This window comes from Treponema sp. J25, from assembly GCF_004343725.1.
In the GTDB taxonomy this organism is placed as follows: domain Bacteria; phylum Spirochaetota; class Spirochaetia; order Treponematales; family Breznakiellaceae; genus J25.
This window is the reverse complement of sequence record NZ_PTQW01000046.1, coordinates 1-14,743: the sequence shown is the minus strand read 5'-3', so window position 1 is coordinate 14,743 and position 14,743 is coordinate 1. Positions and strand designations below refer to the sequence as shown.

Below are 14,743 nucleotides of genomic sequence, written 5' to 3'. Positions count from 1 at the left end.
GGGAGGTATACCTTGGAACTTTGTCAGATTCGCGCGAATCAGGGCTTGACGGCACAAACTGACTGGGATTATACTTCGCCCAGTCGGCGTTGCCGAAAAATTGTGATTGGATCAGTTGTTAATTGTGATTGGATCAGTTGTTCGGGCTGTAAAAAGTCATAGTTCGGGGAAAAAACCGAATTTTGACCCAAAACCGCAAAAATCTGTAAAAAGTCATAGTTCGGGGAAAAAACCGAATTTTGACCCAAAACCGCAAAAATCCCGAAATGACAGTTCCTATCAGTTTCCTATCAGTTGTGCCCCGTCACCTGTCTGTACAAGTTCCAAGAATCGGCGGCCCTGCTCAAAGGCTTCGTCATTATCATAATGGGCCGAAACATTAGTGGTGGCGATAAAAAGGGTTTTGTCCAATTCATCAGAAAAACACAATTCCAGAGCTCGGCTCAGGGCATGGATATGATTTGTTCGTGAGGTGCCGATAAGTATGGGAATGATTGAAACCTGGGGAAATGCATCGGCTATCCAGGGAAGAACTACCTCAAGGGAATGTTCAGAGAGGTGAGGTATATCATTCAGTTCAAAAATGGTACTACAGGAGAGAAACTCATCAACCTTATTCTTATGAACCCAGAGATCTCCTATAGGGGTCTCAAAACTGTCTGATTCGCTTACATAGATCCCTTCCTGGGTACTGGCATGGAGAGGGCCTAATAAAACAACCTGTTCTATAGGACGTTTTCTAACCAAGGAAAAGGCACGACCCAAGAGAAGACCAGAAAGCTCCCATGCTGCATGGGGTACGATAATACCAAGGGGATTACAGTCGGTTCTCGTTTCGGATCCCTGCATGCCACTGATTTCATAATACCGGTTCAAAGCAATTCGAAGAGCGGCATCTGTATCAGGGTAAAACATCCCTGCCATAACGGGACTTCGGCTTCGATGGTATTCGGCAGGACTGGTATTTTGATATTGCATGTTCTTATTTTAGGTTGTACTCTACATATTTGCAAGTAGACCAGTCAACCAGATGCTTTTTTTCAAAACCTCTTTGAAATCTTAATTATTACAGGATATACTGTTTTTATGAGTATCCGCCTTAAAATTATAATTGTTGTTATACCGCTTTTAATTGCCTCTGTGGTGCTTGTTGGTGTTTCTTCCTATTTTTCTGCCGCTTCTGCGGTAACCCAGCTCGCGGTGGATTTTTTAACTTTTAAGGCAGAGGAACTGGAGACCTATGCTAACAGTCAGTGGAATCTCCTGGTGGATAACGGCTTTGTTGGCCGATCGGATATGGAACAGGCAGCTCAGGCGGCGGTAGAATCCTTTGGCCGCAATATTATGCGCAGTTCTACCGAGGCAATCTTTGCTATCGATAGGGATGGCAAACTTGCTCTCCAGGTGGGATCTCTCCCGTTGGGCAGCTCTCGAGGGACCTTGGAAGGGGGGGTACCGCAAGCCGCCGGTAATCTGCAAGGGGGCGGCAATCAGCAGTCAGGCTCAGCAGCAGGGGCTGCAAACCCAGTGGATCTCACCGCCGAGGTAGCATTACTTCAGCAGACTGTGCCTACAGGCCAGCGGGGATTCATCACTATGAAATTGGGGGGCATCGAACGGGTTGCTGTTACCTTTCCCTTTGCCCCCTTTGGCTGGCAGGTCTTTGTATCCGAACAGCGGCAGGCCTTTTTTGGTGATGTTGAAACCATCGCCCAGACAACCCTCTACATTCTGGCTGGGGCGACCCTCATCAGTATACTGTTCCTCCTTCTCTTGACCGGTTACCTGACAAGACCTATCGAAAAGGTTGTCGAGGTCATGCGCCATATCATTGAGTCCAATAACCTCTCTGAACGGGTGCCGGTGCTTTATAAGGATGAAATCGGCCAGCTCTCCCATACCTTTAACCTTATGCTGGAAGAACTGGACCGGGCTTATAACCAGATTAAGAAATATGCCTTTGAGGCGGTGGTGGCCCAGAAACGGGAGACCCGGATCCGCAACATTTTCCAGCTCTATGTTCCTAAAGACGTGATCGATGAGGTCTTTACCAATCCTGATAAAATGCTTGTGGGAAATAACCGGGATGTGGCAATCCTCTTTTCTGATATCCGCAGTTTTACCACCATCTCTGAAAAGATGGCTCCCGATGCGCTGGTCAACGCCCTGAACCGCTATTTTTCTATTATGGTCGATGTGATTGTTGCCCGGAATGGTATGGTAGATAAGTACATAGGCGATGCTATTATGGCGGTCTTTGGGGCCCCGGTCAGCCATGGTCATGACGCCTTCGATTCGGTGCTGGCAGGCCTTGAAATGACCGAAGCCCTCACCATTTTTAATGATGAACAGAAACGTACCGGCGGGCCGGAATTTAAAATCGGTGTGGGCATCAATTATGGTATTGTTACGGTGGGTAATATTGGCTGTGACAAAAAAATGAACTACACCGTTATCGGCGACACGGTGAACCTGGCATCCCGGCTCGAAGGCCTCACCAAGTATTATCATCAACCTATTCTTTTTTCTGAATATGTCTATGAACACATACAAGGCAAGATTCCCTGCCGCATGGTAGATAAGGTGGCGGTTAAGGGTAAGACCCAGGGGGTGCCCATCCTGACCGCCCGCAGGGAACTGACCAAAGCCGAAGCAGAGGCCTGGAAGATTCATGAGGAGGCGGTGAATCTTTATTACCGCCGGTCCTTTACCCGGTCGGCAGAACTCTTTGAAAAAATACTTACTATATTGCCCGAAGACGACATCTCCCGGCAATACCTGGAACGGTGTCAGCGATATGCCAAAAATCCTCCCCCCGCTGAATGGGATGGGGTAGAGGTAATAACGGAGAAATGATAATGAAGGGTATTCCTCCGCGCCGGTTTTTTGGTCTCCTATTTCTCCTGGCGGCAGGCTCCTTTCGTCTTTTTGCTCAGGAACAATCTGCTCAGGAGCTCAAGGGGCAGGCTGCGCTTCAGGTTGATGAACGGACAGTGCTGATGCTCTGGTCTCAAAACAATTCGGAAACACCTCGTTCTGATGCAGCCCAATTCATGACCTACCTGATTCAGAGCCTCCGTTCTGCCCTGAATGAGGCAGGATACCCCACGGTGGATAACCTGCAGCTTGCTTCCTTAACCGATAAACCCTCAGAGCTGGCCCTTACCTACGGGAAGGAACGGGCCCTTCGATGGGTATTTATACTTAATCTTACCCTGTCTGATCGGAGCCTTTCCTGGACCATCGGTGCCTATGATACAAAACGGGAGGCCCTCCGGGCAAGCGACAGTTTTTCTACCTTTCCGGGCCTTTCTGCCCTGCCATCCCTCGATGATTCCTGCCGCAGGGTGGTACAGGCCTGGCTGACCGCTATTGCGGCAGATCCAGAGGTGGTTAATTTGGCTGAATATTCCCAATTGTTTACGGGGCCTCAGGATGGTATAGAGGTTTGGTATGGTCCTGCAAAGACGGGCGTTCTTGCGGGTACTCTAGAAAGAGGAACGCTGGAAGGACGTTACCTTCCATTTCCTCAAGATCAACCGCTTTTTATTACCCTATACAAAGAGGGGTTCTGGCCCCGATCTATTATACTCCCCAAGGGGGTTACCTCAAAAACAATAAAGCTTCCGGCTCTGCAAAAGCAATCGGTACATGTTTGGGGCGTAGGAACAGGTCGGGGCCGTTTGTTAGGGGCTACCTATTTCTATCGTTATTATCCTTTTCCTGACCGGCTCTTTTTCCGTTTTGATAATTCCTTCTGGGCGGGATATAATTTTACTCCAGGATCAGTTCCTTTCTGGCATGATGAACTGCGCTTCGGTATGGGGCTTTACCTGCAAGACCCGGTGGATTCAGCACTGCGCCTTGCCATCGGGACCGGTGGTTCAGGGATTATAAGCTACCTGCCAGGGCTAGAAGAAGGATCTGTATCGGCTAACCTGGATATGCTTTTGGACCCGATCTGGTTCAGCCTCGAGTATCACTTCCCCCACTGGGCTCTTTTTACTGAATTTCGGCTTCCCTATGCAACCGGTTCAGGCTTTCTATCCCAGGGCTGGGTCGAAGCCCCCAATGGGGGGCCCTTTTTCCTAATAGGAGTGCTTTTTAAATGATGAAACAAATACTTTTTAAAGGGAGGCATTGCAAAAACTACGTTCTTGCAGGTTTTTTGATACTAAGTCTGATTATTTTTGGTATTGTTTCCTGCGAGTTATTTAAAGAGGATTATTTCCCAGCCTATGTGAGTCAAGCCCAGGCAGTAAAGGATCTTACTAGTATTACAAAAGCCGCAGGCCTTTCTGCATCGGCAACCGTGGGGTTCCTGCAGTTTATTCCGGTACCGGCGATTCAGAAAACCTATATTGTTCTGGGACTTCACCAAATTTCAGGACCTCCCGCCATAGTACTCCTCGACAGTTCAGATCTTTCGGTTATTAAGGCTTTTACCAAATTACCAGCTATAGGCAAATTTGCAATGCTCGATATGAATGGCTATATTGCTACGGCCTATGAGGATCAACATGTTATCAGAATTGATCCTGTTGCGTTGACACTGAATGTTTTCGATCCAGGTACTAATAACCCCCCCTATTTTAGCCAAACCGGTTTTAGTCTTTATCCACTTCCTGCAACAGCTGCGTATCTCTGTGAGATGCGTGAAAATGATATTGCATTATCGATTTATAATGATAATTGGTCTTTCTCAATACTCTACGCGCAAGGAGCCTTTTTTGACAATCAGCCTGCTTCTCAATTCAGTCTCCTAGATCTTTACTACGATGGGACCAGGATCTATATGGCCCTTAATAACAGGTATACCAAGAAGGGCTATATTCTTCGCTGGGACGTTCTTGCTCAATTTACAATTGATTTTATTAGTGCTAAATATATTGGAGAAAACGCTCAACAGATTCTTGAGGTCCCGGTTTCCAAAGAAGAGGGGGCCTGTATTACTTCTGCTGGCTACATTGTACAGTTTAATGACGATAGAAAAGGTCTTGGCCGCTTTGCCCTGGATCGGGACAATACCGAACTGGACCGCTTCCCTTTGCCTAATGAGTTTCGTGGCAGAATCAGCTTTGCCCCCGATGGGAGCCGTTGGCTCCTTTACGATGAGCAAAAGGGCACCATAGCGCTCCTTCGGCCCTGGTGGTAGGTATGACACGACAAACCTGTTTAGCTCGTATACTGCATCGTTTGGCAAAAAATATATTCCTGGGTTGGTTTAAGGGCTTTTTATTGGGGCTCCTGGTGGTTTTACCGATATTACCTCTTTTTGCCCAGGATCCCTCGGTTCCCTTGGCCCTTGGACCGATAGAGCCAGTATCCCTCCGATCCTTTGTAGTTCTATGCTCTGATGCAATAGAATCGTCCTGGGCGGCATCCTTGATATATTCCCTGGGAAAACTGGAGCGGGTTCGGGAAGTTTATCTCTGGCCTGAACCGGTTCCTCAGAGTACAGCCCCTAAGGTCATTGCCGAGGCCCTCCGCTGGGCCAGCCTTAAGGACATGGGCTTTGTGCTTTATGTAACCAGGACCGCACCCGGAAAACCTGAATCAGAGGTTGCTTCCCGCGAAGGTTCTTTTGACATCCACTACCGGGTGTTCCGGGTGCTGTCGGCCCAGGAGATCATGGCCGCCACTTTCTCTGCAGAGACCCCCACCCAAGAAGAGCTTCAGAACACCTTCTGGCTTTCCTTGGCGGCGGCCATGGACACCCTCGAAGCCCAGCGGAGGGCCGGCCGCCTTACCATTCGAGGTGTTCCAGGAAGCAAGCTGTTTGGTTTTACCAAGGCTCCAATACAACTTGATAACACCGGTGAAGCTACTATAACTGTAGAGATTCCCGGTACGTACCGATACAGGGCCTTTGCTTCGGGTTACGAAGCCCGTTCAGGGGTCCTTACCCTGCTTGACAGCCCATCGGTCCTGCAATTGGAACAACCTGCTCAAAGTCCCTGGTATTTTGAAAGTGGAGCCCTTATGGGGCAGTTTGGTGATCTATGGATACAGCGTCATATCGGGGATTCTTTTTGGCTGGGACTGGGTTTTCAGCAATACTGGATTGGATTATATTTTCCGACCCAGGAAGATTTAAATTATTCTGGTAATTATTCAAATTATATCGTTTCATTACCTCTTTTTGAACCAGGAATTCAAGCAGGGTATTATTTTAAAGATACACTTTCCTTTATACGGCCCTATGTCGCTACCGCCATCTTTCTCAGGATTAACACATCCCTTTTACAGCTTGATCCCATTAGCTTTATGGCTCTTTCAGCCCAGACTGGTCTTGAATATACAATAGGACCTAAACTGCGACCCTTTATTGAACTTGGGTTCCGCTTCTATCCCTTTTGTGACGGTATGTATCTCGCCGCAAGTAGGGGTGGGGAAGTACGGGCGCCTTCTACATTTATATTTTCTGATTCCTGGTATCTTGATATACCCATCCTGAGGTTGGGAGTGAGGTTCTGGTTATGAAAAGAAACTACCAATTTTTGTTAGATGATGAACATGGCCAGGGACTTGTTATGGTAAAAACACCATTTATTCTGCTTGTAAAGCTCCTTACCATACTGGTCTTTTTTACTTCCTGCTGGCACCCGCCCTTTGACCCCGAGGTTTCTGCAAGTTTACTGAGCGCCCGTAAGTTAGGTGACCCTATCTGGGAAGTAAATGTTTCTTTACCCTATGAGGCCCGGAACGGTTATTATATACCAGGTAAATTAACCTATTCCCAGGGTTTTTGGATTACAAAGGAATCAGGTTCATTGAATATTTCCTATGCTTTTTTTGATCAAGTTCTAAATAATGGGGGAATAACAAAACTGCAAAATATTCCTGTATCATCTTATGTAGGTTTGCAGGTTATCCCTCACCCAAATGACTCAACGACTTTTTTTGTAAGCCTTCCTGCTATTAAAGGGTGGAAAACTATGAGCTTATCTGGTGAATTTGAATCCTTATTAACAACAGCAGATGATGAAAAATTTTGGGGAGCGGGGGCTACCCTAACATGGGATGTATCTCAAGAGGTGGGAAATCTCTATGTAGCTACGTATGCGAATGGACAAGTGAAATTAATTGATTATGATATGCAATCAACACAAGGTACCTATTATTATCAGTTGCCCCCAAAAATGCCAGAAACCTTTACCTTTGCGGCAAAAAATGACTATGGAGCTTACCTTTCAGGGTACCTGGCGGATGGGACCCCAGTAACCTACTACTGGTTTGAAGCTGGTGGGCCGATTCAGCTCCCCATGGACCGGGCCATGACGGGGCTCCTTACCGATGGCCGGCTCCTGGCAGACACGGGAGATCGTATCTATGTATACGAGAAGGATGGTACCTACGATTTTGCCATAGCTACTGGTGCACTCCATTTTTCCTTTGAGCGGTATGATACAGTCAATTCCCGGTGGGTGTCTGTGTTTACAAGAACCCTTCAAATAGCAGCACCTAATGACGATGCATGGGATTATCTCATTTCTATCTATGAAATCCCAACGGCGGATTTATACAAGCTCAAGCTGTAGCGGGTAGGGGGAAAAAAGACAACCGCCGCTTTCCGGCGCCAGGGCCCGGCAATCTTAGTCTCTGAAAAGGGTTTCGCCCTTTACCAGCCAGGAAAGGCCAAAGGCCCAGAGGGCTATAGTTTCCAGGATGAGCACCGGTGCCCAGTGCCGCAGGATGGTCTGTTGGAGGAACATCATGTACAGCACAATGCCCGATAGGCTTGCAATAATGATAATGCCACAAATGCGGTACATCCTGTTCCGGGCAATCTTTTGTGGTCCCGGTGTTTTACTTCCTGTTTTAGTAAATAGAAAATAGGAATTATAGGCTAATAAAAGAAAAAACAGAAATGCCCATATAAGGTGTAAGGTGCCTGAAACAGCCGGCGGAAGCTGAAATACCCCCAGGGGACTCGTGTCGTTATCCCTGGCAATGGTGGGGAACAGGGCTACACCGATGGCAAATATGCCAGACAGATTGGTAACCCAGTCATCAAGGCAATCATAGCCCTTATAGCTTATTAAAAAGAGGCCCACAACCCAGAGGATACCCACAAAGACATCCTGCATGTTGCTATGATAATAAGAGCTAATAGAACCAAGGATTCCATTACCCCCTAATAGCCAGCCACCGATAATCAGGACTACCGGTAATGCCATACCGAGTATCCCTATCAGTCTTCGCAGTGCCTTGTAGGAAATAATGATACTTTTATTACGTTTTACCGCCATAGTTTAACGCAGGCCCCGCTGGAGTGCATCGATATATGACAACATAGGAGCATTATCTTTAAAACGGGTCTTCAAATCCTGGAAATAGCGGTTGCGGCTGGTTTCGTCCTTTAATTTAAAGGCCGTATCTGCTATGGTCATGGCATTATAAAGGCTTTCCTTCTGACCTGCTTCGATATAGGCCCGTTCGTATCGTACAATTCGATCCCGTAAATCCGGGAATACCCGCTGAACCGAAGGGTTGGTTAAGAACGCATCGAACTGAGATCGGGCTGCAACAAGACTATTGGTTCCACTCTGGGAAATGATACGGTCTTCCTCACCCTGATAGGACTTGTATGCCTGGCTCAGGGCATCATATTGGGAAGCGATTTGGGTAAGCCGTTGATGTTCCTGCTTAAGTTGTAGCAGGTCCTGATCCAGGGGCGTTTGAGTGGTTCCACCGGCAGTCTGGGTTCCGCTTCCTGTGGACCCTGTCCCTGAAGTTCCCACAGGAAGGGTTCCAGCCTGACCTGCCAGGGCCTTAGACTTTTGCCGTTCTTCCTCGAGAAGTCGTTCTAATTCTGCTATTTTACGGTCCTTTTCCTGTATATTCGGAGTTGAACCGGATTTATAGTTATTGAGCTCCGTAATGGTTTTTTCCAGATCCGAGGTAAGGGATGCAATCTTACTGTCCATTTCACGCATCTTTTGGGCTGTTTCTGTATTTACCCGTTCTGCTTCCCGGGTCATATTGAGTATTGCCGTATCGATGCCTTCCATGGCAGAATTGATCTGTTCTGCATTAGGATAACGGCGTAATACATTGGCAAAGTGTCTTATTGCCTCTGTCCAATTCCGTTGATCTAAGGCATTGTTGCCACGGCGCATGAGGGTTCGGGCTTCGTTGGTTTCCGCAGTGCTTGCATTGGCTCGCTGTTGATCTACCGCCAATGAGGTTAAACCCTGGGTGATCTGAAGACTGTCTTCTGGGGAAAGTCCCAGGGCTTGCAAGGCTTCACTATAGGCCATGCCAGCAGCGGTATAATCCTTATTTTTTTGAGCTGTTGCAGCTCTGCCAAGGGCTTGTAGCGCTACCTGTATTCCCTGTTCCTTGGTGCCTAAATTTCGATTCATTAAGTATTGATGGGCTTCAGTTATTTCAGGAATTCGGTTTAAAGCCTCCTGGTATGCCGCGGCGGCCTTTGCAGAATCATTGTTTTGTAACGCTGTTCTGCCCTGTTGTATGGCGGCTCGGATCGCTGCCAGGGCTTCTGCCTGGGCAAGCAGGAGATTGGTATCAATACTACTCCGTTCAACCTCTAAGCGGGCCATTTGTCCAATTATGTCCAGGGCAAAGAGGTCGCCATTGCGCCGTTTTTGTATGGAAGATAGGCTGAATATGGCTGGGTCGTTCAGTATGGTTTTAATATTGGTAATGTTTTTTAAGGCTTCGTCATACTTGCGATTTTGAAAATTAGTCTGTATAGCCTGATACAGCCCCGCAATCTGATCTTCTGCGGTTGCTGCAAATCTGCGCTGCTCATCAATCCTGGCTAATTCTTTTTTTGCCTCTTCTAAACTAGCACTTACCCTTGCTGCGGTGCTGGCTAATTCCTGGTTTTTTTGTTCCAGGCTACTACGGAGCTGTTGTTCCCGTTGACGAGCCTCTTCCAGTATTTGTTGTCGTTCAGCATTTAGTGTGGCGATATTGTTTGAATATTCCCTCCGTAATTTTACATAGGATGCTTCTGCCGCAAGCCGCTCCTGTTCTAATTGTTTTTTGAATTCATCAATTTGTTTCTGATAAAAAGCAATTCGTTCAGCTTCGAATTTTTTAAGTCGTTCCTGTATTATCGCTTCTGAGAGCCCCTGTTTCAGTAGTCGCTCCCGTTCCTGTTCCACTTCCTTTTTTATTTGTTCTCTAAATTCTGCTTCTTTTTGAGCAAGCCGTTCTTCATAGGTGCTAATGAGCGAAGCCTGTGCTTTTTCGAGCTGTGCCAGACGAGCCTGGAATTCGGAAATTTCCTGATCTTTACGGGCCAGTTGCCCTTCGGCCTCTTTCTTTATTTCCTGGATAAGTTTGCCTTCAGCACTGCTGAGGACTGTTCCGGTTTGTTGAATTTCTGTAGTCCGCTGAGAAAAAAGCATATTAAGCCCATAGAGCCCAAAGGCTGTGGTCCCGATGATGAGCATATTCACTACCAGGGGAAAGACAAATCCTTGCTTTTGGGCTTTGACCAAAAAAGAGGATGTGTCAAATCGTTGCCGGTTTTGTTGGGTAATTTTCTCAATCTGTGAAATAATTTCTGCCCGATCTTCTGGACTAATCCCGGTGGTCGTATCAGTCTCTGGGAATTCATGATGCATCTTTTCTTCCGCCTTTTTTAGTAGACCACTTTGTTTCATAGTTTTATTTCCCACCTTGTTCTAAACATCGCTTCGACACTGCTCTAACTCTTGTAATCGGCTTTCTTCAAGTATAATGTGAAGGTTTCTTTCTTGTGTAGGTAGTACCATCCCTTTTGGACCATTTTTTGCCCTTCTCAGGTACTTTACCGGTGTATAAAAGAGATCCCCTTCGCCATTGTTACGACCTTTGGAATAAAAGAGGGCAAGATTTCCCGCATCGAGCAGTATATCCAGGGGTACGGTTTTACCGGGACGGGCTTTGATAAACACATAGGATCCTGGGTAATCCCGGGCATGGAGCCAGAGGTCAGAACCCTTCACATAGTGGCGGAGAAGATCATCGTTTTCTGTCGCATCCCGGCCCACGATCAGCATCCAGCCTTTTCGGAGGAAAGTGAGACCGGGACGCTTTTTGTCTTCCGGTTTCAGAACCTGCCGTTCCTTTTGCAATGCCCGGTGTAGCCTCAGGGGGTTATCTTCTGCCATAAGTTTGGCTAGTTCAATTTCGAGCCGTTTCTGTTCTGCCTCACCCCGTTGTAGTTCATCAACCACTTCCTTAAGGCCTGTTTTTGCTTTGTGATACTGGTCATAGTAGGCTTCGGCATTGGCCTGGGGAGTTTTATGGGGATCCAGTTTGATGCGTACCTTCTCGTCATTATAGAAATTAATGCCCTCAAACCATGGGTCCCCCTGGTGAATCTGATAAAGGTTTGCCATCAAAATATCCCCATATTCTTTAAGGGTATTTCCCTTTGTGTAGGCTGCTTCTTTTTCCCGGAGCCGTTCCAGAGAAGCGGCAAGACGCCCGAGGCGGCCTTCGTAGAGTTTACGAACCTGTTCTCTGAGGGCTTCGAGGGACAGGGCTCCCCCATGTTCGGCGTAGTAGGTATCGAGCTGTTCGTTAAAGGTTCCATTGCCTGAAAAACTGCGGATTTCGAATTCACGCTGGGGCTGCGAAGGAGGGGCTTCCTCCGGGATATAGCGGCCGCCGGTAATTTCACCTCGCCGGGGACTGCGGCGCATCACGTCCAGTATGGTTCCAGTCTCATCGGTAACAATGACATTAGCTGCATTGGACCAGAGCCGGAGGTACATCCGGTACTGTAAGTCTCCTCGCTGCACCAGGATTCGAACAATACGGTCTGTTCCCAATTGAACCGCTTCGGTTATCCAGCCATTTACGAGGCGGGATTTTAAAAACTCCGCAAAACGCAGGGGTTTTTCCGGTTTTGGGACAGCCCGAAAGGTGGCATGGAGCCTGCATGCTCCCGGTGTGAGGGCGATGAGCAGGGGCGTGGCCTTTCCTTCCTTGTAAAGGTGGAGGGCAAGTACATCATAGGCGCTTTGTACGACCCGCTGGATCTGGGAACCGGATAGGTTTAATTCTGTAAGAACAAGATTTATTTCCTTCCAATTAAGGGACATGGGCACTCCAAATGTAGAGTTTTATTATAGACGAAAATTCATGTAATGTCTTGATAGGATTTAAAAACTCATATACTTTTCTCTAGCAGGGTATTTTCCCAGATGTTTTCATGTATGGAGTAATTATGATTAAAACGGTGAAAAAATAAGTTTTTGGTTCATGTTCTTGATTAGTATGATAAATATTTCATGCGTGAAGACCAAAAATCCCATTTTAGAAATGGTAGGCAGCGATAGTGCCCTTTTTGTACAAATTGATAATACCGTCAGATTCCTTTCGAATCTCGATGCTTTTATGAAGCCCCTTGGTTTAGATGCTCTTACTCAAGGAAAGGGGCTTTCTGACTTAGCAACATCATTAAAAGATATGACCGATGGTATGCTGGATGTTGCCTGGATTGATATGTCTAAGCCTATAGGATGTCTTTTTAGGTTTGGTGAAAAGTCAGCATCGGGGATGTATTACCAGCTTATGATTCCCGTTACGAAGAAATTTGACGTACAAACCGTAAAACAAGCTTTTACAAAACATAATATAACCCCAGTTTTATATAAAAATTATCTGGTGCTTATTCCTGCAGGATATAGTCCGCCAGTTTTCCCCGTACAAACATCATTAGATTTGAGTGCATTTTCCCGTTTTGCGAATGATGGGCTGGCAATTTTTGTCCATATGGATGCTCTGAAAAAACAGCTTAACATCAATGTTGATCAAATAAAAAGTTCATTGTATGCAGCTTTACAAGAGGATGTAAAATCATCACAGGAAAGGTTGTTTAGTGAAAAAATAGCCAATGTTGCGGTTGAAATTCTTGATCAGTTACAGATGGTTGGTGTTTCGATCCATGGAGATACTAAGGGATTGCTGATGCAGAGTACTTGTACTTTCTCTGAAAAGGGCTGGATTGGTGCGTTGTTACAAGCAATTAAGCCGGGAAAGGATCTACGAACCACTCTCAAATATACCGCTCAGGATGGGATCTTTAATCTTATGTATGATTTTGACCCTCAACAAAACAGAGACTTTACGCAGGCCATGTTAAACTGGTATGCACAATTATTTCCCGATAAACTGAATCAGATAGAGTCCTATAAGCAATTTGTTGATCGGTCAATGAAATTAGTTGGGTCACGGGGTGCCATTTCATTTCGGTTTGACTATGATACGGAACATCTTAAAAGTTTAGATTTGCCCTCTAGCTCTGAAACTTCCATACCTGAATTGGTAGCAGGTCTTGCTCAGGGAATATCATTCCAGCTCGTTGGCGTTATGGAAATGACCGATGGCCTTGCGTATGAAAAGGAACTAGCAAGAGCCTTTGAGGAAGGGGTTATTCAGAATTTCTATGAGGCCTATTTTAACCAGGATTATGACAACCCTTATAGGGTTTCACTAAACTATAAACCCCATTCTCAAGATAAAAGTTCACCCTTTGATACTGTAACTATTGGGCTGGAAATTCCAGGTGATAGGCTCATCAATATGACATCCGATGAGATTGAACAGACCAAGTTAATAACAGAAGTAATTTCACAAGTATGTGTATTTAATTATAGAGCTACTAAGTATAATCTTTACTTTTCTTTTGGGAATACAAATGGAGATGTGTTATTCAGTTTAGTTAACCAAAAAACCATTGGGATTCCCACACTTGCTACTTCTAAGTCAGTGCAGGAAATGCTCACACAGTTTCCAAAGGGAAGCCAGATTTTATGGAATCTAAATATCGGTAGGATTCTTAAGTTGATGAAACAGTCTGGAGAGACTGGAGTTGAAACTCTACCAGATCTTGGAAACGATGCCCCTGGAATTTGTAGCTACCTTTATCTTGGTCAGAGCCGAGTAGAGACAGGCAGCTTCTGGAGCCTTGCAGAAATTGGGCCAGTGGTGCGTTTTTTGATGACCCAAGTTGCCGCAGCGATTAACGTACAATCTAACGAAGATTAATTTTTAGCTGCCGGTTTCACACCTCCACGGCGTTTCATTCCGTATCCTACTCGATACACATCCGGAATGTTTACCCGAGCTTGGGGTAGAAATTCCACAAGGCCAAGGTTTTTCAAATCCTGTAAAACCCCCATGGCTCCTTCGGAAAGATGTTGAGGCGGCAGTTTTAATGTATTGTCTGGTTTTTCTTTATTAACTATCTTTTCTTCCCATTTTTTAAGAATACCTTCTCTATTCCAGATTTTTTCTATTTCTGTAATTAAACATGGAACTGATAATTCCTTTAAAGGTTTTAAAAGTTCTCGTACCCAGGGATAGTCTTCTTCAATTTCTGTTACCCGAATTTTTGAAGCTTCCTGAACACCTTTTTTTATTGCTTCATAATGAATAGGATAAGGATAGTCAGATTTTTTGGGTTGTTTTGATGCATGTAGCACTGCTGTAAGAAAACTGCGGGGGCTTACCTGTTTTCTTGTATCTCCCAGATGGTTTATAAGCCAGGTATAGGGATAACCACGCCTTGTATCGAGCCCCATTTGTGGCCCTGTGATGTAATGAAATAGTTCCCGTTGCAGTTTTTCATTTTGTTTTAATTCGTCAGGAACAAGCCAGATATTTTCCATTTGCTTCCATGTAATGGAAAACCACTTTTCTGTATCACTTCGAAACGCATTTTCCTCTTTTTTGTAATTTGCGAAGTAGTGCCATAGGAGAGCATAGTGAACTG

11 protein-coding genes are annotated in these 14,743 nt (G+C 45.9%); 6 read left to right on the top strand and 5 right to left on the bottom strand.

Going from position 1 to position 14,743, the window contains the following annotated elements:
* Positions 1 to 279 precede the first annotated feature (279 nt).
* On the bottom strand, positions 280 to 978 hold the full coding sequence (gene amrB / locus C5O22_RS12305) for an AmmeMemoRadiSam system protein B (RefSeq protein ID WP_132782252.1): 699 nt from the start codon (positions 976 to 978) through the stop codon (positions 280 to 282).
* Between the two features lie 108 nt (positions 979 to 1,086).
* On the opposite strand from amrB, the gene C5O22_RS12300 reads away from it, so the two are divergent.
* The 5 genes from C5O22_RS12300 to C5O22_RS12280 are packed head-to-tail and all read left to right on the top strand — an operon-like array spanning position 1,087 to position 7,541.
* Entirely contained in the window at positions 1,087 to 2,856 is a 1,770-nt protein-coding gene (locus tag C5O22_RS12300; RefSeq protein ID WP_132782249.1) for an adenylate/guanylate cyclase domain-containing protein, read from the top strand.
* 2 nt (positions 2,857 to 2,858) lie between these two features.
* Positions 2,859 to 4,112 carry a hypothetical protein gene (locus C5O22_RS12295; protein ID WP_132782247.1) on the top strand — a complete coding sequence of 418 codons (1,254 nt, stop codon included), beginning with the start codon at positions 2,859 to 2,861 and terminating at the stop codon, positions 4,110 to 4,112.
* A complete protein-coding gene (locus C5O22_RS12290) occupies positions 4,109 to 5,155 on the top strand; it encodes a hypothetical protein (protein WP_132782246.1) in 1,047 nt (348 codons plus the stop codon). The genes C5O22_RS12295 and C5O22_RS12290 overlap by 4 nt, the downstream gene beginning before the upstream one ends.
* 41 nt (positions 5,156 to 5,196) lie before the next feature.
* Positions 5,197 to 6,483, top strand: a complete 1,287-nt coding sequence (locus tag C5O22_RS12285; RefSeq protein ID WP_132782244.1) for a hypothetical protein — start codon at positions 5,197 to 5,199, stop codon at positions 6,481 to 6,483.
* Positions 6,480 to 7,541, top strand: a complete 1,062-nt coding sequence (locus C5O22_RS12280; RefSeq protein ID WP_132782243.1) for a hypothetical protein — start codon at positions 6,480 to 6,482, stop codon at positions 7,539 to 7,541. The genes C5O22_RS12285 and C5O22_RS12280 overlap by 4 nt, the downstream gene beginning before the upstream one ends.
* 54 nt (positions 7,542 to 7,595) lie before the next feature.
* Here the strand turns inward: C5O22_RS12280 and C5O22_RS12275 are convergent, their stop codons facing one another.
* The 3 genes from C5O22_RS12275 to C5O22_RS12265 all read right to left on the bottom strand — a co-directional run bounded on the left by C5O22_RS12275 (position 7,596) and on the right by C5O22_RS12265 (position 12,068).
* Entirely contained in the window at positions 7,596 to 8,180 is a 585-nt protein-coding gene (locus C5O22_RS12275; RefSeq protein WP_132782242.1) for a DUF998 domain-containing protein, read from the bottom strand.
* 75 nt (positions 8,181 to 8,255) lie between these two features.
* Positions 8,256 to 10,640 (bottom strand): hypothetical protein, encoded by a 2,385-nt coding sequence (locus C5O22_RS12270; protein WP_132782240.1) that lies wholly within the window; start codon positions 10,638 to 10,640, stop codon positions 8,256 to 8,258.
* Between the two features lie 21 nt (positions 10,641 to 10,661).
* Entirely contained in the window at positions 10,662 to 12,068 is a 1,407-nt protein-coding gene (locus tag C5O22_RS12265; RefSeq protein WP_132782238.1) for an NFACT RNA binding domain-containing protein, read from the bottom strand.
* 193 nt (positions 12,069 to 12,261) lie between these two features.
* Between C5O22_RS12265 and C5O22_RS12260 the strand changes: the two genes are divergently transcribed.
* Positions 12,262 to 14,016 carry a hypothetical protein gene (locus C5O22_RS12260; protein WP_132782236.1) on the top strand — a complete coding sequence of 585 codons (1,755 nt, stop codon included), beginning with the start codon at positions 12,262 to 12,264 and terminating at the stop codon, positions 14,014 to 14,016.
* On the opposite strand, the gene C5O22_RS12255 is transcribed toward C5O22_RS12260, so the two are convergent.
* A partial coding sequence (locus tag C5O22_RS12255; RefSeq protein WP_207895384.1) for a hypothetical protein occupies positions 14,013 to 14,743 on the bottom strand: 731 nt, incomplete at its 5' end. The two genes, C5O22_RS12260 and C5O22_RS12255, sit on opposite strands and share 4 nt — an antisense overlap.